Origin of the sequence: Deinococcus depolymerans (assembly GCF_039522025.1) — a bacterium.
GTDB classification, from domain to species: domain Bacteria; phylum Deinococcota; class Deinococci; order Deinococcales; family Deinococcaceae; genus Deinococcus; species Deinococcus depolymerans.
Window position 1 is genome coordinate 58,514 of the sequence record NZ_BAAADB010000003.1, and the last position, 23,805, is coordinate 82,318.

Annotated in this window: 15 protein-coding genes; 10 read left to right on the forward strand and 5 right to left on the reverse strand. The window is 71.9% G+C overall.

The window, feature by feature from the left end; translation table 11 throughout:
* The first annotated feature begins 107 nt into the window (after window positions 1-107).
* The gene (locus ABDZ66_RS00695; protein ID WP_343754975.1) at window positions 108-1,331 is read left to right on the forward strand and encodes an META domain-containing protein; all 1,224 of its coding nucleotides are present in this window, start codon (window positions 108-110) and stop codon (window positions 1,329-1,331) included.
* Between the two features lie 26 nt (window positions 1,332-1,357).
* Here ABDZ66_RS00695 and gltX read toward each other — a convergent pair whose 3' ends face one another.
* Window positions 1,358-2,779 (reverse strand): glutamate--tRNA ligase, encoded by a 1,422-nt coding sequence (gene gltX, locus ABDZ66_RS00700; protein WP_343754977.1) that lies wholly within the window; start codon window positions 2,777-2,779, stop codon window positions 1,358-1,360.
* Between the two features lie 108 nt (window positions 2,780-2,887).
* On the opposite strand from gltX, the gene ABDZ66_RS00705 reads away from it, so the two are divergent.
* Window positions 2,888-3,481 (forward strand): flavin reductase family protein, encoded by a 594-nt coding sequence (locus tag ABDZ66_RS00705; RefSeq protein WP_343754979.1) that lies wholly within the window; start codon window positions 2,888-2,890, stop codon window positions 3,479-3,481.
* Between the two features lie 54 nt (window positions 3,482-3,535).
* Window positions 3,536-4,186 carry a hypothetical protein gene (locus ABDZ66_RS00710; RefSeq protein ID WP_343754981.1) on the forward strand — a complete coding sequence of 217 codons (651 nt, stop codon included), beginning with the start codon at window positions 3,536-3,538 and terminating at the stop codon, window positions 4,184-4,186.
* Window positions 4,187-4,203: 17 nt separating this feature from the next.
* Here ABDZ66_RS00710 and mutL read toward each other — a convergent pair whose 3' ends face one another.
* Entirely contained in the window at window positions 4,204-5,856 is a 1,653-nt protein-coding gene (gene mutL, locus ABDZ66_RS00715; RefSeq protein ID WP_343755812.1) for a DNA mismatch repair endonuclease MutL, read from the reverse strand.
* Between the two features lie 45 nt (window positions 5,857-5,901).
* Window positions 5,902-8,445 carry a DNA mismatch repair protein MutS gene (gene mutS / locus ABDZ66_RS00720; protein WP_343754983.1) on the reverse strand — a complete coding sequence of 848 codons (2,544 nt, stop codon included), beginning with the start codon at window positions 8,443-8,445 and terminating at the stop codon, window positions 5,902-5,904.
* A 427-nt stretch (window positions 8,446-8,872) separates the two neighbouring features.
* Between mutS and ABDZ66_RS00725 the strand changes: the two genes are divergently transcribed.
* Together ABDZ66_RS00725 and ABDZ66_RS00730 are read left to right on the forward strand one after the other, a co-directional pair.
* Complete coding sequence (locus tag ABDZ66_RS00725; RefSeq protein WP_343754985.1) at window positions 8,873-9,205, forward strand: 4a-hydroxytetrahydrobiopterin dehydratase; 333 nt, start codon at window positions 8,873-8,875, stop codon at window positions 9,203-9,205.
* On the forward strand, window positions 9,202-9,690 hold the full coding sequence (locus tag ABDZ66_RS00730; protein ID WP_343754987.1) for an acyl-CoA thioesterase: 489 nt from the start codon (window positions 9,202-9,204) through the stop codon (window positions 9,688-9,690). The genes ABDZ66_RS00725 and ABDZ66_RS00730 overlap by 4 nt, the downstream gene beginning before the upstream one ends.
* 196 nt (window positions 9,691-9,886) lie before the next feature.
* Here the strand turns inward: ABDZ66_RS00730 and ABDZ66_RS00735 are convergent, their stop codons facing one another.
* Window positions 9,887-10,546: a cyclase family protein gene (locus ABDZ66_RS00735; RefSeq protein WP_343754989.1), complete on the reverse strand. Its 660-nt coding sequence runs from the start codon at window positions 10,544-10,546 to the stop codon at window positions 9,887-9,889.
* A 75-nt stretch (window positions 10,547-10,621) separates the two neighbouring features.
* Here ABDZ66_RS00735 and ABDZ66_RS00740 point away from each other — a divergent pair, with 75 nt between their 5' ends.
* The 4 genes from ABDZ66_RS00740 to ABDZ66_RS00755 all read left to right on the forward strand — a co-directional run bounded on the left by ABDZ66_RS00740 (window position 10,622) and on the right by ABDZ66_RS00755 (window position 19,214).
* On the forward strand, window positions 10,622-13,024 hold the full coding sequence (locus tag ABDZ66_RS00740; RefSeq protein ID WP_343754991.1) for a tetratricopeptide repeat protein: 2,403 nt from the start codon (window positions 10,622-10,624) through the stop codon (window positions 13,022-13,024).
* A gap of 59 nt (window positions 13,025-13,083) precedes the next feature.
* Window positions 13,084-14,751: a S8 family serine peptidase gene (locus ABDZ66_RS00745; RefSeq protein ID WP_343754993.1), complete on the forward strand. Its 1,668-nt coding sequence runs from the start codon at window positions 13,084-13,086 to the stop codon at window positions 14,749-14,751.
* An 85-nt stretch (window positions 14,752-14,836) separates the two neighbouring features.
* The gene (locus ABDZ66_RS00750; protein WP_343754995.1) at window positions 14,837-17,206 is read left to right on the forward strand and encodes an AfsR/SARP family transcriptional regulator; all 2,370 of its coding nucleotides are present in this window, start codon (window positions 14,837-14,839) and stop codon (window positions 17,204-17,206) included.
* Between the two features lie 352 nt (window positions 17,207-17,558).
* Window positions 17,559-19,214 (forward strand): S8 family serine peptidase, encoded by a 1,656-nt coding sequence (locus ABDZ66_RS00755; protein ID WP_343754997.1) that lies wholly within the window; start codon window positions 17,559-17,561, stop codon window positions 19,212-19,214.
* 57 nt (window positions 19,215-19,271) lie between these two features.
* Here the strand turns inward: ABDZ66_RS00755 and ABDZ66_RS00760 are convergent, their stop codons facing one another.
* On the reverse strand, window positions 19,272-21,290 hold the full coding sequence (locus ABDZ66_RS00760) for a DNA gyrase subunit B (protein ID WP_343754999.1): 2,019 nt from the start codon (window positions 21,288-21,290) through the stop codon (window positions 19,272-19,274).
* 276 nt (window positions 21,291-21,566) lie between these two features.
* On the opposite strand from ABDZ66_RS00760, the gene ABDZ66_RS00765 reads away from it, so the two are divergent.
* Window positions 21,567-23,702, forward strand: a complete 2,136-nt coding sequence (locus ABDZ66_RS00765) for a vWA domain-containing protein (protein ID WP_343755001.1) — start codon at window positions 21,567-21,569, stop codon at window positions 23,700-23,702.
* The last annotated feature ends 103 nt before the right edge of the window (window positions 23,703-23,805 follow it).

A 23,805-nucleotide genomic window follows, 5' to 3' on the forward strand; every position in this document is an offset into this window, starting at 1 on the left:
ACGGGCGTTTGGCTGACATTCTACGCACCGCCGCGCCCGGCTGTCCCGTTCTGCCGTCCTGACCGGCGGTCACGTGTTCATCAGGAACGCGGTGTACAACCGTTCCCATGAGCGCCCTGCTGTCCCTGACCCTGGCCGTGCTGACCGCCCTGCCCGCCCCCGCCCCGGCCCCAACCCTGACCGGCACGACCTGGGTCCTGCAGACCCTGCAGCCGGCCACGCCGGGGCCCCCGGCGGCCGCGCCCATCACGCCCGGCGCCCGCCTGACCCGGCCCACCCTGACCCTGACCGGCCGCGACACAGAGCTGACGCTGGGCGGCAGCACCGGCTGCAGTCCCCTGAGCGGCGCGGCGCGGCTGGGCAGCGCCGGAGCGCTGCAGACCAGCGCGCTGCTGCTGCGCGGCGTGCAGGGCGGCAGCAGCCAGAACTGCCCGGACGCGGCCCTGAGCCTGCGCGAGGACTACCTGACGCTGCTGCGCGCCACCACCCGCTACGACCTGCGCGGCGACACCCTGACCCTGATCGCCGGGAAGGGCCGCCTGACCTTCACCGCCAGCCCGGCCAGCAGCGCGGTGAATGATGGAGGCGCGGTGAGCCCCCCGACCCTGAACGGCCCCTGGACCCTCACGCGCCTGACCGTCCGCGCCGGGAACGTGGAGCGCCCCGTTCCCACCAGCGGCCTGCTGAGCGTCACCTTCGACGGGCCGCAGGTCACGCTCGTCGGCTCGGTCGGCTGCAACGCGCTGCGCGGCACCGGCGCGCTGCTCGGCCGCCCGGCCCGCGTGACCTTCGGGCCGGTCAGTTCGACCCGCATGGCCTGCGCGCCCACCCAGGCCCAGGCGGAAACCGCCCTGAACGGCCTGCTGCGGGCGCCCCTGACCGTCACGCAGACCGGCCGCACCCTGACCCTGAGCGGCGCGGCCGGCACGCTCACCCTGACGCGCGGCCCGCAGCCGGCGCCCGCCCCGACCGTCACGGACCAGCCCGACCCGGCCGCCACGTACGTCCTGACCCGCGTGAACGGTGCGCCCGCCCCCGCCACCGCCCGGCCCGTCAGCCTGACCTTCCAGGGCGGCCGGGTGGGGGGCGTGGACGGCTGCAACAATGTCGGCGCGCCCTACGTCCTGCGCGGGCGGGTGCTGGGCCTGACCGGCCCGGCCTTCACGACCCGCCTGGCCTGCCCGGAACCCGGCGTGAACCTGACCGGCCTGCTTGGCGGCGGTCCCACCCTGACCCTGCAGGGGCCCGGCGGCAGCGGCCAGACCCTGATCCTGACGGTTCCCGCCACCCCCGACGCGCCCGCCGAACGCTGGGAATTCCAGGCCCGCTGAAACGGCGCCGCTTCAGCGGGCCGCGCTCACTGCAGGGCCCGTTCGAGGCGGGCGACCACGCGCTCGCGGCCCAGCGTCTCGAGCAGGTCCGGCAGGTCCGGGCTTTCCATCGTTCCGGCCACCGCCGCGCGCACCGGGGGCATGACCTTCCCGAGCTTCAGCCCCCTGGCCTCGGCGAACGCGGCGAAGGCCGCCTTCACGCCCGCCGCGTCGAAGGTCGGGACGTTCTTCAGGGCGGCGGCCAGCTCGGGCAGCAGCTCCCGCGCGCCGTCGATCGCGGCCTGCGCCTTCTCGTTCACCGGGTACTCCTCGGACCAGAAGTAGGGGGTCTTCTCCAGGAACTCGCTGAACACCTCGATGCGTGGGGTCATCAGACGCACCACCGAGCGGAAGTAGTCGTCCAGGGGGAGCGTCACCTTCTGATCGGCCAGGAAGGCGTGCAGGCGGCGGGCGACCTCATCAGCGGACAGCACCTCGCGCAGGTACTTGCCGTTGTACCAGCGCAGCTTCGCCTGATCGAACACCGGGCCGCCCAGCGTCACGTCAGAGAGGCGGAACACCCGCTCGAACTCGGCCAGATCGAAGACCTCCAGGCCGTCCGGGTGCGTCCAGCCCATCGTCGCCAGGAAGTTCAGCATCGCCTCGGGCAGGAAGCCCTGCCCCTGGTACCACTCGACGCTCGTGGGGTTCTTGCGCTTGCTGATCTTGGATCTGTCCGAGTTGCGCAGCAGCGGCATGTGCGCGAACACCGGCTCAGGCCAGGAAAAGGCGCGGTACAGCAGCACGTGAATGGGCGTGCTGGTGATCCACTCCTCGGCGCGGACGACGTGCGTGACGCCCATCAGGCGGTCATCCACCACGTTCGCGAGGTGGTACGTGGGGAACCCGTCGGCCTTGAGGAGCACCTTGTCGTCGATCTCGCGGTTCTGGAAGTGAATCGGGTCGCGCAGCAGGTCATTCACGACCGTCTCACCCTCACGCGGGACCTTCAGGCGGATCACGGCCGCCTCGCCCGCCTCCACCCGCGCCTGCGCCGCCGCCGGGTCCAGGTCACGGCTGGGCACGGCGATCACGCGGCCCTCCGCCTGCGCCGCCTCGCGCAGCGCCGTCAGTTCATCGGCCGTCTCGAAGGCGTAGTAGGCGTGACCGCCCGCCACCAGCCCACGGGCGTAATCGCCGTACAGGTCGAAGCGTTCGGACTGACGGTACGGGCCGTTCGGGCCGCCCTGAAGCGGCGACTCGTCCGGCGTCAGGCCCAGCCACTGCATCATCTGGAAGATGCGTTTCTCGCTGTCCGGCACGTAGCGGTTGCGGTCGGTGTCCTCGACGCGCAGGATGAACTTCCCGCCCGACTGGCGGGCCAGGGTGTGGTTGAACAGGCCGATGTACGCGGTGCCCACGTGGGGGTCACCCGTGGGGCTCGGAGCAATGCGGGTCACGACAGACATGACGCACAGCATACGGGCCTGCGGGGTCTTCCTGCCTTCCCGCCCGTCCCGCGGTGCCTGCTCTGCCCGCCCGGCCCCCCCCGCGGCCAGGGCCTATGCTGCCAGGGCATGTCCCCGCACCCCGACCCGTCCCCGACCGACCACCCGGCCCCCGCCACGCGGCTGACGCAGACCACCACCCGCCTCTTCGGGTACTACCCCGGCACGGTCGCGCTGGTCACGGCCGCGCACGCCGGCACGCGCAACGTCATGGCGGCCGGCTGGCACACCGCCCTGAGCGAGACGCCCCCCCTGTACGGCGTGTCGCTGGGCCGGGAACGCGCCACGTACCCGCTGATCCGCGCGTCCGGCACGTTCGGCGTGAACTTCCTGCCGCTGTCCCGCGTGGACGCCATCCACGGCAGCGGCCTGCACAGCGCCCACGACGGCACCGACAAGCACGCCCTGCTGGACCTGCCCACCCTGAGCGATCAGCCGCTGGCCCTGAGCGGCGCGTACCTGCACTACACCTGCCGGGTCACGCAGGTCATCCCGGTCGGGGATCACGACCTGATCGTCGGACACGTGCAGGAGGTCCACTTCGACCCGGACGCCTTCGACCCGCGCGGCCTGCTCGCCGCCCCGCCCGCCCTGTACCTGGGCCGCAGCGTGTACGCCACCCTGAGCGCAGACCGGCTCGACGCCCGCCCAGACGGGCTGTAACGAACCTCACACCCGCCGACACCGCCCTGACGCGCCTCCCCGATGGTCAGGGGCGTGAACCGCTCCGCTCGCCAGGCCGCCCGCTCTGCCCTCCGCCTCGCTCTGCTGCCGCTGCTGCTGACCGGCGCCGCGCACGCCGCCGCGTTCAGCGTGGGCGGCGAGATCCGCAACCCCGCCGCGACCCGCCCGCTGGGCAGCGGAGAACTGCGCGTCCTGATGACCAACCTGGGCGGCGGCTGGCTGCTGGGCATGGGCCCCCTGACCGGCACGCGCTTCAACGTCGTGGTCCCCGGCACCTTCCGGCCGCCCGTGCAGCCCCTGGACGTCTGCCCCGGCGTGAAGGTCACGCCCGCCGGTGCGCGCACGTACACCGCCGAGACCCTGCTGATCTTCAATCCCGCCACGAACGCGGTCGCCACGCTCGTGCAGGCCGACGCGCCCACCGAACCCACCGAGCGCGGCCAGTGGATCTACAGCGACCGCACCGTCACCCTGAGTGGCCGCTGCGCCGGCCTGAACACCTACTACGCCCTGACCCTGCGGCCCGGCTGGACCGGCGTGACCACCGAGAGCCGCGACGGACGCTTCGACATCCGCAACGCCCGCCGCAACCTGCCGTACTGGGTGCAGCCGGTCCTGAGCACCGCCGCCCGCCAGACCTTCCCGGCCCTGTTCGGCGGGCAGCGCAGCGCCTTCAACCGCTGACCCTGCCGCCGGCCTGATCAGCGGGCCGGGCCGGACGCCGCGTCCCGCCCGCGCGGCACGTCCCGCACGCCGCGCCGCCCGAACGAGTGCGCCAGATCACGTTCGCTCAGGCGCAGCACGGTCGGGCGGCCGTGCGGGCAGGCCCAGGGATGCTCGCAGGCCGCCAGCGCCCGCAGCACCCCCTCGCCCCGCGCGTGGTCCAGCATCCCGGCCTTCAGGGCGGGCGCGCAGGCCAGGCGTGCGAGCACGTCCCGCCGGGGGTCCGGACCGTCACCGAGCGCGGCCTCCACGATCTGCTCGTGCAGGCGCGGCACGTCCAGCGCCGCCAGCGTGGCGGGCACGGTCCGCAGCCGCGCCAGCCCCGCCCCGAAATCCTCGATGGTCAGGCCCCACCCCTGTAACTCCGGGGCGCGTTCGTGCAGGCGGGCCAGCTGCTCGGGCGTCAGGTGCAGCAGTTCCGGTTCGGGCAGCTCGGTGGGCGGCTCGGCGGTCATCTGGCGGCCAAACTGCTCGAACAGCGCACGTTCGTGCGCGGCGTGCGCGTCCACGATCCACAGGTCACCCTCGCCCTGCGCCAGCAGGTACAGCTCCTGGTACACGCCCAGCAGCGTCAGCGCGGGGAAGGAGTCGTTCGCGGCGCCGGCGCTCGCCGTTTCCGCTGGCGGGATCAGCGCCGGGACCGCCCGCGCCAGGGGATGCGAGGCCAGCGCTGCCGCCACCGCCGCCTGCACGCGCGCCGCCACGCCCGGCAGGTCCGCCAGCGCCACCACCTGCTTGGCCGGATGCACGTTCGGATTGTGATCCTCCGGCGCGACCGTCAGGTCCAGCACGCACAGCGGCGCCGCGCCCGCCGGAAGCAGCTCCGCGAAGCCGTCGATCACGGCCCGCTCCAGTTCCGGCGGGGCCAGCACGGGCCGCCCGTTCACGCTGAAATGCATCCGGTCCCGCCGCGCGCGCGTTAACTCCGGGCGGGACACCACACCCCGCACGCCGTCGGCCACGACGGTCAGCACCCGGTTCGCGCTGAGCGGCCCGTACACGCTGGCCACCGCGCCCCGGTGATCGCCCGGCGCGTGCGTCAGGCGCACGTCCCCGTCCACGCACAGCCGCCAGTACAGGCCCGGATGGTGCAGCACGTAGCGCCCGAGCAGCGCCGTCACCTCGCGCACCTCGGCGGCCGCCGGGGCCTGCGTCCTCAGCCGCGCCGGGAGCCGCGCGAACAGGTTCCGCACCGACACGGTCGTTCCCGCCGGAGCCGAGGTGCGCGACACCTCCACCTCGTCCCCGCAGGCCCGCACCTCGCACGCCCCCACCTGCGCCGCCGGGCGCGTCACCAGCTGCACCTCGCCCGCCTGAGCCGCCGCCCACAGCGCCTCACCCCGGAACCCCAGCGTCGTCACCGCGTCCACCGACGCCGCGTCCGGCGCGAGCTTGCTCGTCGCGTGCCGCCGCGCCGCCAGCCCCGCCGAGGCCGCCGGAATACCCGACCCGTTGTCCCGCACCCGCACCAGCCCCAGCCCGCCGCCCTCCAGGTCCACCTCCAGGCGGGTCGCGCCGGCGTCCAGCGCGTTCTCCACCAGTTCCCGCACCACGTCCAGCGGCCGCGACACCACCTCACCCGCCGCGATCAGCCGCGCCACATGAGGAGGCAGAACGTGAATATCAGGCAGGGTCACGCGGTCAGGGTAGCGGGTCCGGTGCGGGGCGTTGCTGCCTCAACTCTCGATTGCGACTGCCTGACCGTTCAGTTCGCGTTGCCAGCGGTGCAGGGTCTCCAGGGCCTGCATGGGCGTCAGGCGGCCGAGGTCCAGCGTGGCGAGTTCGCGCCGGAGGCGGGTGTCGTCGCCCTGCACGCTCAGGGCGCCCAGCAGGCGGGCGGCGCGGGTGGTGACCGCCCCCGGCAGTCCGGCCAGCCGCGCGACTTCCACGCCGTAGCTCTGGCGGGCCGCGCCGGGCACGACCTGATGGTAGAAGGTCAGGCCGCCGCTGCCGGCGGCATCCTCCTCGGCGGCCACGTGCAGGTTGATCAGGCCCGGCAGGTCGCTTTCCAGGCGGGTCAGTTCGAAGTAGTGCGTGGCGAACAGCGTGTGCGCCCCTGCGGCGTGCAGGTGTTCCAGCGCGGCCTGCGCGATGGCGAGGCCGTCGAGGGTACTCGTGCCGCGCCCGATCTCGTCGAGAATGACGAGGCTGCGGGCGGTGGCGCCGTGCAGGATGGCGGCCAGTTCGCTCATCTCGACCATGAATGTCGAGCGGCCCCCGGCGAGGTCGTCGCTGGCGCCGATGCGGGTGTGGATGGCGTCGTAGACCGGCAGTTCGGCCCGGTCGGCCGGCACGAACGACCCGATCTGGTGCAGCAGGGCGCACAGGGCGACGGTGCGCAGGTACGTGCTTTTCCCGGCCATGTTCGGGCCGGTCAGCAGCAGGGTGCGCTGGCCCTCGCCGAGGCGCACGTCGTTCGGCACGAAGCGGCCGCCCAGGCTGCCTTCCACGACCGGGTGCCGGGCCTGCGTCAGCTGCGTGTGGCCGGCGGTGGTGCTGGGCCGGACCCAGCCGCCCAGCGCGGCCATCTCCGCCAGGGCGGCCAGGACGTCCAGTTCACTCAGGGCGCCGGCCGCGTCGGACAGCGCCTCGGCGTGCGCGGCCAGCGAGTCGCGCAGGTCCGTGAACACCTCCAGTTCCAGGCGTTCGCTCGCGGCGTCCAGCCGGGCGATCTCGCGTTCACGTTCCCGCAGGTCCGGGCGGGTGAAGCGCGCGCGGTCCTTCAGCGTGGCGATCTGGCGGTAGTCGGCCGGGACCTTGCCCAGGTGCGCGCCCGTGACCTCCAGGTAGTAGCCGAACACGCCGTTGAATCCGACCTTGAGGCTGGGAATGCCGGTGCGGGCGCGTTCGCTGACCTCCAGTTCCGCCAGCCACGCGCGGTGCCCGATGGCCTCGCCGCGCAGGGCGTCCAGTTCGGCGTGGAAGCCGTCGCGGATCAGGCCGCCGTCGCCCGCGCGGATGGGCGGCTCGTCCACCAGGGCCGCGCGGATGCGGGTCACGACGTCCGGCAGGCCCGTCAGTCGCGTGCGGACGCTGCCCAGCAGGCCGCCCTGGCCCTCCAGCAGGGCCGCCGCCTCGGGCAGCAGGTCCAGCGTGCGGGCCAGGGACGCCACCTCGCGCGGCGTGGCCCGGCGGGTCGCCACGCGCGCCGCCAGCCGTTCCAGGTCGTGCGCGCGGTACAGCAGGGACCGGACCGCGCCGCGCAGGTCCGGCGCACGGGTCAGGGCCTCCACGCTGTCCAGCCGGGCGCGGATGCTCAGTTCGTCCAGCAGCGGGGCGCGCAGCCACGCCCGCAGTCGCCGCCGCCCCCCGGCCGTGCGGGTGTGGCCCAGCGTGTCGGTCAGGGTGCGGCCCTGCGGGGACTGCGCGGTGAACAGTTCCAGCGCCCGCACGGCCGCGTCCGGCAGTCTCATGTGCGCGCCCGGCTCGAAGCGCACCACGCGCCGCACCATGTCCAGCCGCCCCTGCTGCGTCACGCGCGCGTACCCCAGCACCGCCCCGCAGGCCCGGCGCAGCGCCGCCGACGCCAGTTCCGGCGACACCTCGCCCAGCACGGTCCGCAGTTCCGCCTGCGCGGTCTCCTCGTCGAAGGTGGCGGGCGAGAGCATCACGGGAAAGCGCGCCTGGAAGTCCGCGAGCAGCGCCGCGTTCCCCGACAGTTCCGGCGCGAGCAGCACCTCCCGCGCCCGCCAGCGCGACAGCTCGTCGTACAGGGCGAGGCGGGTGTGGAACGCCGCGCAGCGGAACTCGCCCGTACTGACGTCCAGCAGCGCCAGCGCGTACCCGTCCCCGGTGGCGACCGCCGCGAGGTAATTCTCGTCCGCACCCAGGTGCCGCTCCTCGGTCACGGTGCCCGGCGTGAGCAGCTGCGTGACCTTGCGCTCCACCAGCCCGCTGCCCGGCTCCTCGACCTGATCGGCGACGGCCACGCACACGCCGGCCGAGAGCAGCCGCTCCACGTGTCCGTCCAGGGCGCGCAGCGGGATGCCCGCCATGGGCGTGCTGAAGTCCCGGCTGCTCTTGTGCGTCAGGGCCAGGCCCAGCAGCCGGGCGGTGCGCTCGGCGTCCTCGCCGAAGGTCTCGTAGAAATCACCGACCTGAAACAGCAGCAGCGCGTGCGGCAGCTGCGCGGCCACCTCGTCGCGCATCCGCACGTACTGCTCCAGCATGGGCGGGAGTGCTCCCGACCCGGTTCCCTTCAGGACGTTCTGAGCCCGCATCCCGCGCAGCATAGCGGGGCGGGACCCGCCCGACAGCGGCAGCGGCACAAAAGGGGAGGGGCGGCGGTCCGGGCGCAGCGAAAACGCCCGGAGTGACCGGGCGCCAGTGGGGTGGCGGGGATGCTGTCTGCGGTTACTCGTCGCAGCCGAGGGCGCGCAGCAGGTCGAGTGCCGTGATGGGGCGGGGCGTCATGGCTGGCGCGGCAGGCTGAACAGGACGACGGAGGAAGAGACGGCGCAGGAATGCAGTCATGAGAGCTCCTGAAATTCAATGAATCTGATGTAATCCTGACTTTACATGAAGGCAACTTTATTTTAATGTGAAGAAACTCACCGTGCGGGCAGCCGCTCAGGCAGCAGTGGCCCGTCCCCTGAACCGTGTCCCGAAGCGCCCGGCCCACCCGTCCGGGCGGCCTACCATGCAGGCATGGCCTACGATCCCCGCATGAACTACGACCCCGCCCGCAAACTCACGGACGGGGACGTGCAGGACCTCAAACCCGACGGCTGGTACGGCGACGACGGCAAACTGTTCCGCGACTTCCCGTTCGACACCTACCAGCAGGGCGTGGACTTCGCCATGCGCGTCGCCGCGCAGGCCGAGGCGCGCGGCCACCACCCGGACCTGCACATCTACTTCCGGCACGTGCGCGTCAACTTCTTCACGCACGACGCGGGCGGCGTCACGCAGGCCGACATCGACGGCGCGCGGGCCGTGGACACCCTGCTGCCCGCCACGGCCCAGGGAGCGCAGGATTGAAACTCCGCATTCCTGACGCGGACGTGATCTGGGACACCCTGCCCACGCCGCGCCGGCACGAACGGACCCTGCAGGTCCAGCCGGCGGACCTCGACGACCTGAACCACGTGAACAACACCGTGTACCTCGCGTGGTGCGAACAGGTCGCCCGCGAGCACGCCCTGCGCCTGGACATGGGCACCGACGCCCTGAGCGCCCTGGGCGCCGTGCCGGTCGCGCGTCAGCACGTCATCACCTACCACCGCCCGGCCGTGCTGGGCGACACGGTGCGGATCCGCACGGCCCTGACCCTGCACGCCGGGGTGCGCAGCGTCCGCGCCTACGCCCTGGACCGCGTGAACCCCGGCGACCCTGAAGGCGGCGTGCGCCTCGCCGAATGCCAGACCGAGTGGGTCTGGGTGGACCCCGTCTCGGGCCGACCCAAGCGCGCCCCGGACCTGGTCACGGACCGTTTCGGCTTCAGCGACGCCGTGTTCAGCCGCTGAACCAGACGGCCGGCCGGATCATACGGACTGCCGTTTGTTTCGCCGACAATCCGGAACTTCACCGGATTGCCAGCTCCACGTCCGGAACCCGATTTGCTCCTTCTCTGCGGAGCAGCTCTACCTCTGCGGAGCAGCTCTCCGAGTCGCATCCGCTCGGATTGAACGGGCTTTGCAGCCCATTCAATCGGAGTCCGTATCAGCCGTTCAGGCCGCCCAGCGTCCCGGCGCTCAGCAGCACCGCCCGCGCGGGCGCGCCGTCCACCTCGGTCAGCGGAAGCGGCAGGCAGATCAGGTCGTACTCACCGTCCGGCACGCCGCTCAGGTTCAGGCCCTCCAGGATCAGGACGCCCGCCTCGCGGCAGGCGTGGTGCCCGTCGAGCGTCTTGCTGGTCAGCGGGTCCACGCTGGGCGCGTCCGTGCCGATCAGGGTCACGCCGCGCCGCGCGGCCTCCCGCACGAACGCCGGGGAGAGCGCGGCAAACACGGTCGGGAACTCCTGCCAGTGCGGGGGTTGACCGGTGTTCAGCAGCAGCCGGGGCGGCAGCCTGCCCGGCAGGCCCGTCAGGGCGTCTGCGCCCACCGTCAGCGGCTCGCCGCGCCCCTGCACGCGGACCACCCGGCACGGCCCGACGTACGCGGCCAGCGGCACGCCGCTCATCTTCACGCCCGCGTCGTCGTAGTGCCAGGGGGCGTCCACGTGCGTGCCGGTGTGCGTGCTGGTGGCCAGCTCGCCGGTGTTCACGCTGTCCCCCTGCGCGATGCGGGCGCCCGGCGTGACCCGGAACGGGGCGTCGCCGGGCCAGTTGGGATGACCGGGCGTGAGCTGACGGGAGATGTCCACGGGAAAACGCAGCATGCCCCACCATAACAACCGCGCCGCCCCCGCACCGCGCCCCATTGCGCCCATGACACCCAACCCGGACAATGGGGCATGAACCTGCGGACGCTGGGCGAACTGTCCGTGGAGGGCGTGACCTTCCGCCGCGAGAAGGTGCTGCTGCTGCTGGCCTTCCTGTGCGTGGAGGGACCGCAGCCACGCCGCCGCCTCGCGGACCTGTTCTGGCCGGACGCCGCCAACCCCATGAACTCCCTCGCGCAGCACCTCGTGCACCTGCGCGGCCTGGGCGGCGCGCTCGGGGAGGACAGCCCGCGCGTCGCGCCCGGCACGCAGGTCCGCTGCGACGCCTGCGACCTGCGCGAGGCCGTCCGCCAGGGCCGCCCGCAGGACGCCGCCGACCTGTACCGCGGCCCGTTCCTGGACAGCCTGACCATCCCGCTCGGCGCGGACCTCGAAGAATGGATGTTCGACACCCGCGAAGCCGTCGCCCGGGACGCCCGCACCGCCCTGACCACCCAGGCCGCGCAGGCCGCCGCGCACGGCGACACCACCCGCGCCGGGGACCTCGCCGCGCGCGCCCTGACCCTGCCCGGCGCGCCCCCCGCCGACGAACTCGAACTCCCGCGCCTGCACCACCTGCTGACCCTGGCCGCGCACCCGCTGGCCGCGCAGGTGGAACGCGAGGCGCGCACGCTGGGCCTGCACCTGGACGCCGTGCCCGTCACGCCGCCCGCCCCGTTCGCCGGGCGGGAAGGCGAACTGGCCGCGCTGGGCGCCCTGCTGCCCGGACAGGTCGCGTGGGTCAGCGGGCACGCCGGGATGGGCAAGACCGCCCTGCTCGACGCCCTGGCCCGCGCCGGCGGCTGGACGGTCCTGCCGGGCCGCGCGGACCTGCCCTACGGCACGCTGGCCCCGCTGTGCGCCGCGCCGCCCGCCAGCGCCCACGCCGCGCTGGGCGCCCTGCGCGACCCGCAGGTGCGCGTGGCCGTGGACGGCTGGGAGGGCACGGACCCCGGCACGCAGGCCACCCTGACCCTCGCCGCGCAGTCCCGGCCAGCGCCGGGACGGGACACGCCCACGCGGCCCGGCGCGGCCCTGCTGATCACGGGCCGCACCCACCCGCCCTTCGACGTGGACCTGCACCTGCAGCTGGGCCCCCTGACCCCGGCCGACCTGAACGACCCGGACCTGCACGGCCGCACGGACGGGCACCCCACCCTGGTCGGCGCGGCCCTGCGCGGCCAGCCGCTGGACCTGCAGTTCGGCGCGCGGGTCCGCGCGTACCCGGACCCGGTGCGCGACACGTTCCTGACGCTCGCCATTCAGGATCAGCCGAACCTGCGCGCCACCCGCGCCGCCATGAACCTGGGCGCGCAGGACTTCGCGCGGATCCTGTCCTTCCTGACCACCGAGGGCCTGACCACCGAGACGGGCCGCGCCTACGCCGCCGCCGCCACCCGCGAGGCCCTGGCGGAGATTCACGTGCACGCCGCCCTGATCCACCTGCAACTCGCCCGCGCCCTGCCCGACGAGGACGCCTGGCCGTTCTACGACCGCAGCCGCGACCTGTGGGAGGACACCGACGAACGCCGCGCCGCCCGCGCCGCCCGCCTGCGCGCCCACGCCCACCTGAAACGCGGCTACCCCGGCCAGGCCGCCGCGCTGCTCGACACCCTCGCGCACCTGAGCGAACTGGCCGTCCCGCACGCCTGGGCGCTGATCGGCGTGGGCCGCTACCAGGACGCCCTGACCCGCCTGAACACCCTGAGCGCCCACGACCAGCAGGTCAGTGACGCCCTGGCCGCCCGCGCCGTCACCCTGGTCCGCCTGGGCCGCGCCGCTGAAGCGGTGGTCCTGGCAGACCGGATCAGCGGCCACGGCCCCGACGCCGCCCACGCGGCCAGCGTCCGCGCGCACGCCGCCCGGATGCGTGAACAGTGGCAGGACGCCCGCCGCCACAGCCAGATCGCCGCCGACCTCTGGAACCTCCACGGGGACGACGAGGCGCACCTGACCGAACTCGGCATGGTCGCCCGCGCCCAGGTGGGCCTCGGGGCGGACCCCGCCACCGTCTTCGGGCCGCTGCTGGACCGCGCCCGCGAGATCCCCAGCGCCCGCAGCCGCCTGCTGATGAACTACGTGATGCTGCTGGGCACGCTCGGCCAGCGCCCACAGGCCGAGGCGCTGTACCCCGCCCTGATGCAGGCGCTCCAGGAGGCCGGAGACACCTTCGGACTGGCGAACGTCCACATCAACCGGGGCGTGGACGCCCACGAGAACGGCCAGCACACCGAGGCCGCCGCGCACTACCGCGCGGCCATCACCCAGCTGCGCGGCACCGGGAACACCCGCCTGCTGGGCGTCGCCCTGAGCAACCTCAGCGAGATCGACGGTGACCTCAGCGCCTTCGAGGACGCCCTGACCCTGCTGACCAGCGCCGGGCAGCAGGAACTGGTCGCGCAGATCCGCCGCAACGCCCAGCTCCAGACACCGTGAATTCCTGATCACGGCCCGGTCACGACCCACCTGACAAGCTGCCCTCCGGAGGGACACCCATGATCCGAACCGCACGCTGCATCCGTCTGCCCGCACTTCTGCTTCTGCTCCTGCTGGGGGCCGCCCGGGCCCAGTCCGGCGCGACGGCCGTCACCGCTGTCCGCACCGCCGGGGTGTACCCGGCCGCCGCCGCGCCCGGCGAGACCGCCTGGATCTTCGGCCTGAACGGCGTGGCTCCGGAAGGCAAGCTGAATGTGGGTGGACAGGCGACCGGATACCGCCTGGACCGCGCCAGCGGCTGGCTGGCCTTCCAGGTGCCGCCGGGAGCGGCCGGGGGCCCACAGCTCCTCACCCTGAGCGGCGCCCCGCAGCCCCTGCGTCTGAACGTCCTGACCGTCCCCCCCGGCACCGACGCCCTGGTGTACGTCCGCCCGGACGCGGCGAAGACCGTGCAGGCCGAGTACACCCGTCGCCTCCAGGCGGTGCAGGAAACCTGCGCCAGAAGCTGCCCGGCAGAGGTTCAGGCCGTCCTGAAACGCCTCAGCGCCCAGCCGTTCCCCGCCCTGACCCCCATCACGCCACCCGTGAAGGGCCAGGGGGTCACGCCGGGACTGGCCGCGCGGGTCACCGTGACCCCCACCCAGGCGATCCGTGCGCCCCTGATCGACCTGACCACCCTGAAAACCGCGAACCTGACCCGGCTGCTGAACCCGCCCGCGCGCCCGGCCACGGCTCCCACCGACCCGATCTGTTCGGCGCTGGCCGGCAACGTTCCGACCACCGGGCTGCCCCTCGGGCAGGTGCTGACGCTGCTGGAACTGATCTTCGCCGGAGACCTGCAGACCGATCCCACCCGCGTCGGCTGGCCCGACCAGGCGAACGAACCTCCCCTCGCGAAGACACCACCTGCCACCGTGCTTGGCCGCCTCCTGAACCTGAGGGGCGGCAGTGGCAGGGGCGTGACCATCCACGTCCTCGACACGGCCAGCGCGGCCGAGGACCCCTTCACCTACAGCGGGCAGTACTACGCCGTGACCTTCACGGACCGCCCCCACCACGGCCGGGCCATCGGGGAGATCGCGCAGACCGTCGCACCCGGCGCGGCCGTGCAGTACCGGCAGGTGTGCGACAGGGACGGCACCTGCTCCACCCTGAAAACCGTGCAGGCCCTGTGCGCCGTCGCCGACGAGGCGCGGCGCGGCGGGCGGCACGTCGTGAACCTCAGCGTGGGCGGCCCGAACCCCACGCGCGGCCTGGAACTCGCGCTGCGCGAGGTCGCCGCGCTGGGCGTGCCGACCACCGCCAGTTACGGCAACCGGGACGACTGCGCCGGGCTGGTCGCCGGGGACCGCTGCAACCACTACCCCGCCGACTGGACCCGCGCGTTCGAATTCGGCCCGTCCATCAACCTCGCCTCCCGCAGCCTGCGGCCCACCATGCTGCTCAGCGTGGCCGGGTGGGACATCGCCGGGCAGCAACTGGCCACCTACAACCGGGGCACGGGCAACCCCGGCGTGCCGACCGAGGCGCCCAGCGTGCAGGCCCCCGGTGAATTCTGGCTGGGATCGCCCATGTACCCGTACTTCGGCACCAGCTTCGCCGCGCCGGTCGTGAGCGGTGTCCTGGCGAACTGGATGAGCTGCCGGCCCGGCGTGCCGCTGCTGCCCCTGATCACCACGCCCGGGCAGGTCCCCATCGCGCCGGGCACCGTGAACGCCTGCCCCTGACCGGACCCCGCCTGAACCACCCGCCTGGAAGGCGGGTGGTCACAGCCACTTGACCCCCCCGGCGGGTGTGTCGCTACAATGCTCCATGAAACTTCTCACGTTCGGCGGGGCAAGCGTGCAAGGCACCAGCTACCGCCGCGAGAAGCCCCTGCTGCTCCTCGCCTACCTGTGCCTGGAAGGCCCGCAACCCCGCCGCCGCCTCGCCAGCCTGTTCTGGCCGGACGCCGCCAACCCCATGAACTCCCTGGCGCAGAACCTCATCCGCCTGCGCCCCCTGACCGGCGCGGTCCTCGAACAGGACAGCCGCGTCGAGGCCCTGATCCCCAGCGACACCCAGGACTTCCGCGACCACTGCCGCGCCGCCCGCCCCGCCGACGCCCTGACCCTGTACACCGGCGCGTTCCTCGAAGGCCTCACCCTCGACCTGAACCCCGACCTCGAGGAATGGCTGCTCGACACCCGCGAAACCCTCGCCCGCGAAGCCCGCGCCGCCCACCTGAGCCTCGCCGAACACCACCACGCCCGCGGCGAACACACCCCCGCACACGCGCACGCCGAACGTGCCTACCACACCCCCGGCGCCCCCCCCTGCGACCCCGCAGACCTCCACCGCCTCTGGCAGATCCTCGGCCCCACCGACCACCCCCTGACCCTCACCCTGCGCCGCGACGCCCACGACCTCGGCCTCACCCTGCCCGCCCCCGCCCCCGCCCTGCCCACCACCCCCCTGATCGGCCGCACCGCCGAACTCGCCGCCCTGAGCGCCCTGCCGCCCGGACAGATCGCCTGGATCAGCGGCCCCCCCGGCATCGGCAAGACCACCCTGCTCTCCGCCCTCACCGGGCACGGCTGGCGCGTCCTGCCCGCCCGCAGCGGCCTGCCCCTCGCCACCCTCGAACCCCTCAGCCCCCACCCGCTGGGCAGCGCCGCCGACGCCCTGAACCTCCTGCGCGACACCCGCCTGAAACTCGCCCTGGACGACTGGGAGGACATGGATGACACCACGCGCGCCGCCCTCACCCTCGCCGCCCGCCAGCACCCCGGCGCGACCATCGCCATCACCGCCCGCCAACCCCCCGCCCTGCCCACCCACCACCACCTGCCCCTGCACTCCCTGACCGAACACGACCTGCACGCCCACCCCGGCGCGCACGCCGCCACCGGCGGCCACCCCACCCTGCTCGCCGCGTACCTGAACGGCACCCCCCCCGACCGCACCCTCGACGCCCACCTGACCCTCCTCGGCCCAGACCACCGCCGCCTGTTCCTCGCCCTGGCCGCGCAGGACGCCCCCAACCTGGCCGCCACCCGCGCCGCCCTGAACCTCAGCGCCGCCACACTGGCCGCCACGCTCGACACCCTCACCCGCGAAGGCCTCACCACCCCAGGCGGCACCCTCCGCGCGGGCACCCCCGCACGGCAACTCCTCGACGCGCACCCCCTCGACACCACCCTCATCCACCTGCACCTCGCCCGGCACCACCCCACGGACACCGCCTGGCCCCACTGGCTGGCCGCCCGCGACCTCTGGGAACTGGAGGACACACCGAAATGCGCCGCCGCCGCCCACTGGCACGCCGACCAGGAAATGAAACGCGGCTACCCCGCCAGAGCCGCGAAGACCCTGGAAGTCGCGCCACAGACCGACGAAGTGAAACTGCTACGGGGATGGGCTGAACTCCGCACCGGGAACGCCACCGCCGCCCAGCGCATCGTGGACGACACACACCGCACCCCGCCCCACCGCCCCCGACCCTGGCAGACCCTGGCCGCCGCCTGCGCCCTGAAACTCGGCCACCTGAACGTCCTGCGAGACCTCCTCGACACCCTCGACCGCACCGGCAGCCCACCAGACGCCCGGACCACGCACCTGCGCGGCATGCTCGCCCTGCGCGAAGGCTGCGACCCCGAAGCCATGACCCTCTTCCGGCAGGCCAGCCTCCGCTTCCGCAGTGAGGGCCTGCCCGGCGACGCCGTCATCGCAGAATCCCTGGTCGCGATGTTGAACGTCCGACTCGGCCACGACGCCCACGACGCCTTCCGGAACGTCCTGAACGACTCACGGCCCTACCCACGCGAACGCGTTCACGTCCTCACCAACTACGTGTACTCCCTGACCGCCACGCACGCCCCAGACGCCGACGTGAACGCCGCCTACCAGGAGACCGTCACCCTGGCCGAACAGACCAACGACCTCGAAGGAGGCGCCGCCGCCTGGAACACCTGGGGCGTCCACGCCCACCTCGCCCGCGACTACGAACAGGCCGCCCACCGCTACCGCCGCGCCCTGCACCTCGTTGAAGGCACCGGCAACCTCAGACTCCACGGCCTCATCCAGAGCAACCTCAGCGAACTCATGGACGACCACGCCCAGCTCGCCGCGACGCTGGACCTCCTGAGCGGCGCAGGTCACGACACCCTCAGCCAGACCATCCAGAACAACATCCTCCGCTGAACCGGACCGCCCCCCGACCGGACAGGAGTCACGCCCCGGTCACGCCCCACATGGTGCACTGCCCCCGGAGGGAACCATGAACAAGAGACGGAATCTGGGCCTCATCCCACACCTGTGCGCGGCTCTGACCCTGCTGACCAGTCCCCAGCTGACTAGTCACGCGGCGGCGCAACAGGGCAGCCGTATACCAGTCGCGCTGCGAGGCGAATTCCTGGCTGTAGAAGTAGAAGGAGCCGGCGATGCCGTACCCAAGATCAGGGTCGGAGGACAGGCGGCCCCCTGCACACCGGTCGGGTGCCCCATTCCGAGTGACGCCGCGCTGGGACGACAGTCTCTGTCGTTTCCCGGTGCTGTGAACGTGAAAGTGGCTGGAAAGCCCGCCCCGACAGAGATCAACGTGGCACCGGACTTCTCGAAGTTGCTGACTACACCTAAGCAGCAGAGGCAACAGGTGAACGTGCAGGCGGATGCTGCTGGCATCATTGCGACGACGCCCGGAACTTTCAAACCTGCCATCAACGTCACAGAACTCAACAATTTCCTGACCGAACAGCTGGGAAGGCCCTTCAAGCTGGAAAGTCGCCTGACCCCCCAGCAATTGCAGGAGATAAGGAACCTCCCCACCAGTCCCCAGAGCCTGAGCCCCCGCCTGACTGCGCAGGAACTGGAGCGGTTGCAGGAGTTCCTTGCTGCCAGATCAGACTTTCGCGGTTTCACGGGCTTTGACCTGTCCCGGCCAACGTTTCAGGTCCTGAATCCTTTTCAGGTCAAACAACTGGACCTCCAGTTCGCCCCCGGATCACAGAACACACGGGACATAGACGATCTTCTGGACAGGTCCCTGCGCCTCACGGGGCAGACTTCGTTCACCGGTGGTGCTCGGGAGAAGCTCAAAGCCCAGTTGCTGAACGGCACGGTTCCAACCCTGACGTACACCCTGGATCCCAAACTGCTCCAGAACTTGCAGGGGGCCGCCCCACCGGACGCCTGCACGCAGGTGCAGGAAATTCAGGTGGCTGACCGGGCAAGTCAGGTGGCGTACCGGACCGCAGTGGACAACTATGGCGTCGATATTCGCCTTGACCCGACAGCAGAACCGGTCGGGGGGCAGGGGACGGCAGTTGGAAGGATTCAGACGATGACTCCGGCCGCCAGGAGCAGCAGTTGGTCGGTACTGTCGCGCCGCAATTACGGTGTTGCCGGGCAGCCGACATCTCAGGGTCTGCAAAACAATCTCAGTGTTTACTTGCTGGACTCTCTGGATGCCGAGGGGGCGGACGATCCGTTTCGCCGGACAGTCAAGCTGAAATCGAGCGAAAGCGTGGAGTTCGTCGGCCATGGTATTCATCTCAAGGAGATCATCATGGCCATTGCCAACGTCCCCAAAGAGGCATTCCGGATCGTGCCGGTCTGCGACGGGTCGGGGTGCAGCACGGCGAAGGTCATCATGGGGGTCTGTCAGGCCGCGGCCGAGAAGATCAGCTCCCCGGGCAGGCGGGTGCTGGTGAACATGAGTTTCAGTACGCCGCTGCCCGGTCAGTTTCTGCAGGAAGTCATGAAGTTCGCAGCGAGTAAGGGTGTTGTCTTCCTGGCAGCTCACGGAAATGCGCCCCGTCTGACCGAAGACGCAGAAATCACTGAAGAAAGCCCGTTCTCATGCGCGAAGTACGTCAAGGATGACCGCTGCCATCACTTCCCAGGAGACTGGGCATACTCCAGTCGGGGTGCAGGTGCAATGCAGGGGGTCTACAGTGTATCTGCTGCTTCCTGCACTGCGAATGTCTGGAGTAAGTCGAGCTACACGCGCGCCGACCTGCCTGCTGATCGCGCCCAGAGTTTGCCTCCCAGCGTCTACTTCCCGGGGTCATGGCCGTTCCCGATCAAGCTGAACGGACAGGAGACGTACGCCAACTACAACGGTACCTCGTTCGCGACGGCCGTCGCCACATCCATCATGATCCGCAATGGTGACCTGAATGCCTATGCGCGGCTGAACGGGAGGTGTTGAAAGAACGCAGGAGTGGCCGGACCTGGTACGGGTCCGGCCACTCTCAGGGGTGAATGGTTACACGCTGATTTCGGCGAATCTGGCGTTTTCTTGAATGAAGACTTTGCGGGGGGCGACTTCGGTGCCCATGAGGTTCTCGAAGACTTCGTTGGCGACGATGAGGTCTTCGATGCCGACGCGTTTGAGGACGCGGGTTTCGGGGTTCATGGTGGTGTCCCAGAGCTGGTCGGCGTTCATCTCGCCGAGGCCTTTGAAGCGTTGGATGTCGTACTTCTTGCCTTCGCGGTTGGCCTGGGCGACGGCGACTTTCAGGGCGTCGTTGTCGTAGAGGTAGGTGCCTTTCTTTTCGCGGCCGATCATGATGCGGTACAGGGGCGGCTGGGCGATGTAGAGGTAGCCGGCTTCGACGATGGGGCGCATGTAGCGGTAGAAGAAGGTCAGGAGCAGGGTGGCGATGTGGCCGCCGTCCATGTCGGCGTCGGTCATGATGATGATCTTGTGGTAGCGGAGGTTGGTGAGGTCGAAGTGCATGCGGTCGCCGGTGCCTTCGACGCCGGCGCCGATGGTGCCGATCAGGGCGCGGATCTCGGCGTTCTTGAGGATCTTGTTCAGTTCGGCTTTTTCGACGTTCAGGATCTTGCCGCGCAGGGGGAGGATCGCCTGGAAGCGGCGTTCGCGGCCGCCCTTGGCGCTGCCGCCGGCGCTGATGCCTTCGACGATGAACAGTTCGCTCTCACTGGGGTCCTGGCTGCTGCAGTCGGCGAGTTTGCCGGGCAGGTCGTCGTTTTCCAGGGGGTTGCTGCGGCGGACGATGTCGCGGGCCTTGCGGGCGGCTTCTCTGGCGCGGGCGGCCTCGGCGGCTTTCTCGACGATGGTCTTGCCGACCTTGGGGTTCTCCTCGAGGAATTCGGCGAATTTCTCGCCGACGACGGCGTTCACGGCGGTCTGCGCTTCGCTGTTCAGGAGTTTGACCTTGGCCTGCGATTCGAATTGCGGGTCGCCGAGTTTGACGCTGACGACGCAGTAGATGCCTTCGAGGAGGTCGTCGCCGCTGGGGACGGGGTTCCCGGCCTTGATCATGTTCTTGTCGCGGGCGTACTTGTTCAGGATGCGGGTGTACGCGGTCTTGAAGCCGGTCAGGGGGGTGCCGCCGTCGCGGGTGCGGATCATGTTGGCGTACGTCAGGATGTTGTCGCTGGCGTAGGTGTTGGCGTGGATGAAGGCCACCTCGACCTCGACGTCGCTGTGCTTGCCGCGCATGACGATGGGCTGGTCGTACAGGAGTTTGGTGTCGTCGGTGACGAGTGCGCGGGCGAAGTTGGCGACGCCGCCTTTTTCGTGGAAGGTTTCTTCCTTGATCTGCCCGGCGTGCAGTTCGGTGCGTTCGTCGCGGATGACGATTTTCAGGCCGGTCAGGTAGCCGAGTTCGCGCAGGCGGTTGCGGATGCGGTCGTAGTTGAACTGGTTGTCGAACTCCTTGAAGATGCTGGGGTCCGGGTGGAAGGAGACGCGGGTGGCCCAGGTGACGCCCTCGGGGGTGGGGCCCTCGTCGCGCAGGGGTTTGACGAGGATGCCCTTCTCGAAGCGGATGTTGTGCAGGTGGCCGTGTTTGTTGACGGTCACGTCGAGGTAGGTGCTCAGGGCGTTCACGACGGTGCTGCCGACGCCGTGCAGGCCGCCGCTGACCTTGTAGGCGCCCTGGCCGAATTTGCCGCCGGCGTGGAGTTCGCTGAAGATGACCTCGATGGCGGGGCGGCCCTTGCTCTGCATGATGTCGATGGGGATGCCGCGGCCGTTGTCGGTGACGGTGGCGGCGCCGTCGGCGTGGAGGATGACGTGGATCTCGTCGGCGAATCCGGCGAGGCCCTCGTCGATGCCGTTGTCGATGATTTCGGTCAGCAGCTGGTGGTAGCCGTCGATGCCGGTGCCGCCCTGGACGTACATGCCGGGGCGTTTGCGCACGGCGTCCATGCCTTCGAGGACGCTGATGTCGGCGGCGGTGTAGTCGGCGCTGGGGCCGGCGGTGGTGGTGATGTCCTGCACGGGGGTGTTGATGGGGTCGTCGATCTGGGTCATGGGGCTCCTGGGGCGCGGCTCCCGGTGGGGCCGGCGCTGGTGTGTGTGGAGGGTGGTGGGGCGCGGCTGGGGCGCGCCGTCCGGGTCTGTCCAGTATACTACTGCGGTTGAAAAGGGTCAAATATTTTACGTACATAGCGTAATACTGCCGGAAAGTCCGGCTGCCGTCCGGGTCGCAGAAACACCGTGCAGGCCGCGCTTCCCCTGCCGGCATCCCACCACCCCCACCAGACGCGCCGCTGCGCGGCCCCACAAAGGCGTCAAAATACGGCACGAATGGACCGCGCCTCCCCGACCACCGACCCGTCACCGGCCTGCCGGGCACGGCGGCCCCGGCCCCTGACCGGCCTGCTGCTGACCGGCCTGCTGCTGACCCCGGCCGCCGCGCAGACCACCCGGCCGCCCGGCCCCGTGCCCCGCGGCACCCAGACCGCCTCCCCCCAGGCCAGCTGCACCCTCCCGGACGGGCCGCTTCCCACCCGTACCCGCACCGTGATCGTGCTGGACACCAGCGGCAGCATGCGCGGCCTCGGCGACGGCCGCGCCGACATCTTCGAGCAGGTCAAGGCCAGCGTCGCCCGGTACGTCCGCACCCGCACCCCGGACGAACTGACCCTGATCACCTTCGACGGCGGCCTGCGCACCCGCCGCACCTTCAGCGACCCTGCCCGCAATGCCAGCTGGCCCGCCGCGCTGGCCGCCACCCGCGCCGACGGCAACAACACCTACCTCTACCGCAGCCTGAAAGACGCCCTGAGCCCCCTGAACCGCCAGCCGGACACGCTGACCACCGTGTTCGTCCTGACCGACGGCATCGACAACGACCGCGCCGCGCCCGCCGGGGCCGCGCGGGCCGCCCTGAACGCCTTCACCGCCCGCGGCCCCCTCGACCGGCTGCACTACGTGGCGCTGGGCACCGACATTCCCGCCGCCGCCCGCACCGCCCTGGAAGACAGCGACTACGCCAGCGGCCTGACCCTCCCGCTGCGCCAGATCCCGGACCTGACCGGACAGACGCCCGCCGGCACCGGCCTGGAAGGCGGCCTGCTGACCGTCACGGACCCCGCCACCGCCAGCGCCGCCTTCGCGCCCGGCACGCCCCTGACCCTGCACGCCGGTCCCGGCGCACGCAGCCTGCAGCTGAACGCTCCGCAGGCCGGTGCCAGTGGCCTGCCCCTCACCCTGAACGGTCCCGTCCGGGCCGGCGCGGCGGCGCTGCTGTGCGCTCCGCCCAGCGCCGCCGCCGGGCAGGTCGCGCCCCGCACACGCCGCGTGCTGCTGCGCCTGACCGGCCGCGCCCCGCTGCTCACCTGGCTGAACCCCGGCGAGGACCTCAGCCTCCGCGCCGGCGAGCACGCCACCCTGCGCTACCGCGCCGCGCCGGGCCTGCCGCTCGGCGCGGCAACCGTGCGCGGCGCCCCTGGCCTGCACGCCGAGGTGCGCGCCCTGCCCGGCAGCCGCGAACTGACCGTGCAGTTCACGGGCCTGGGCCTCCCGGCCGGGCAGCGCGTCACGCCCACCCTGGACCTTCCCGGACTGCCACCCCAGCCGCTGCCCACCCTGACCGGCGCGGCCGGCGGCCACCTGCCGCCCCGGCCCGGCCCGCCCGCCCCGGTCACGCCGCCCGCCCCGGTCACGCCGCCCACACCGGTCACGCCGCCCACACCGGTCACGCCGCCCACACCGGCCCGCCCCCCCCTGCCGCCCCTGGCCTGGGCGGTCGCGCTGGCCGTGACCGCCGCGCTGCTGCTCGGCTGGCGCGCCCGGCCCGCCGCTCCCGCCGCCCCGGGACGCGCCCCCCGCCCCGCCGCGCCCACCCCCGTGGAGGGACTGGAGTACCGCGACGACCGCACCATCGCCCTGGTCGGCGCGGACGGCGAGGTCAGCAGCGTTCCCACGCCCCTGGGCGGTCCCTTCGACCTGGGCCAGATGGCGCGCGTGCCGCACCTGAGCGGCCTGCGGGCCGAGCAGCACCGCGACGGCCTGCGCGTCCTGCGCGTTCCGCCCGACCTGGAAGTCAGCCAGGGCGCCCGGCTCCTGCAGCCCGGTGACGTCGTCCGCCCCGGCACCCTGCTGGGCGTGGCGGTCGCCCGCCGCGCCCGCGCCCCGCACCCCACCCTCGGCAGCCTCGCCGGGCTGGGCCTGCCGCTGGCCCTGCACAGCCGCGGTCCCGTCCTGCACGTCCGCGGTCCCTACGGCGAGCACGCCCTGCGCGTCCACGCGCCGGTCACGGACCTCGGCCTGACCCTGCGGTCTCCCGCGCTGGAAGGCCTGAGCGTCAGCCTCAGCGGCCGGGACCTGCTGCTGCTGCGCGCCCCGGAGACCCTGCAACTGCGCGTCGCCGGCGAGAACACCGTCCTGACCCCTGGCACGCCCCTGCCCCCGCACGCCGTCGTGGACTTCCTGGGCTGATCCGGACGGCCGTCTGTTCCGTTCACACCCCGCCCACGCTCCGGGGGGCCGACGCCACGCCCGGAACCCGTGTTGCTCCCACTCGCTTCGCTCGGATTGAACG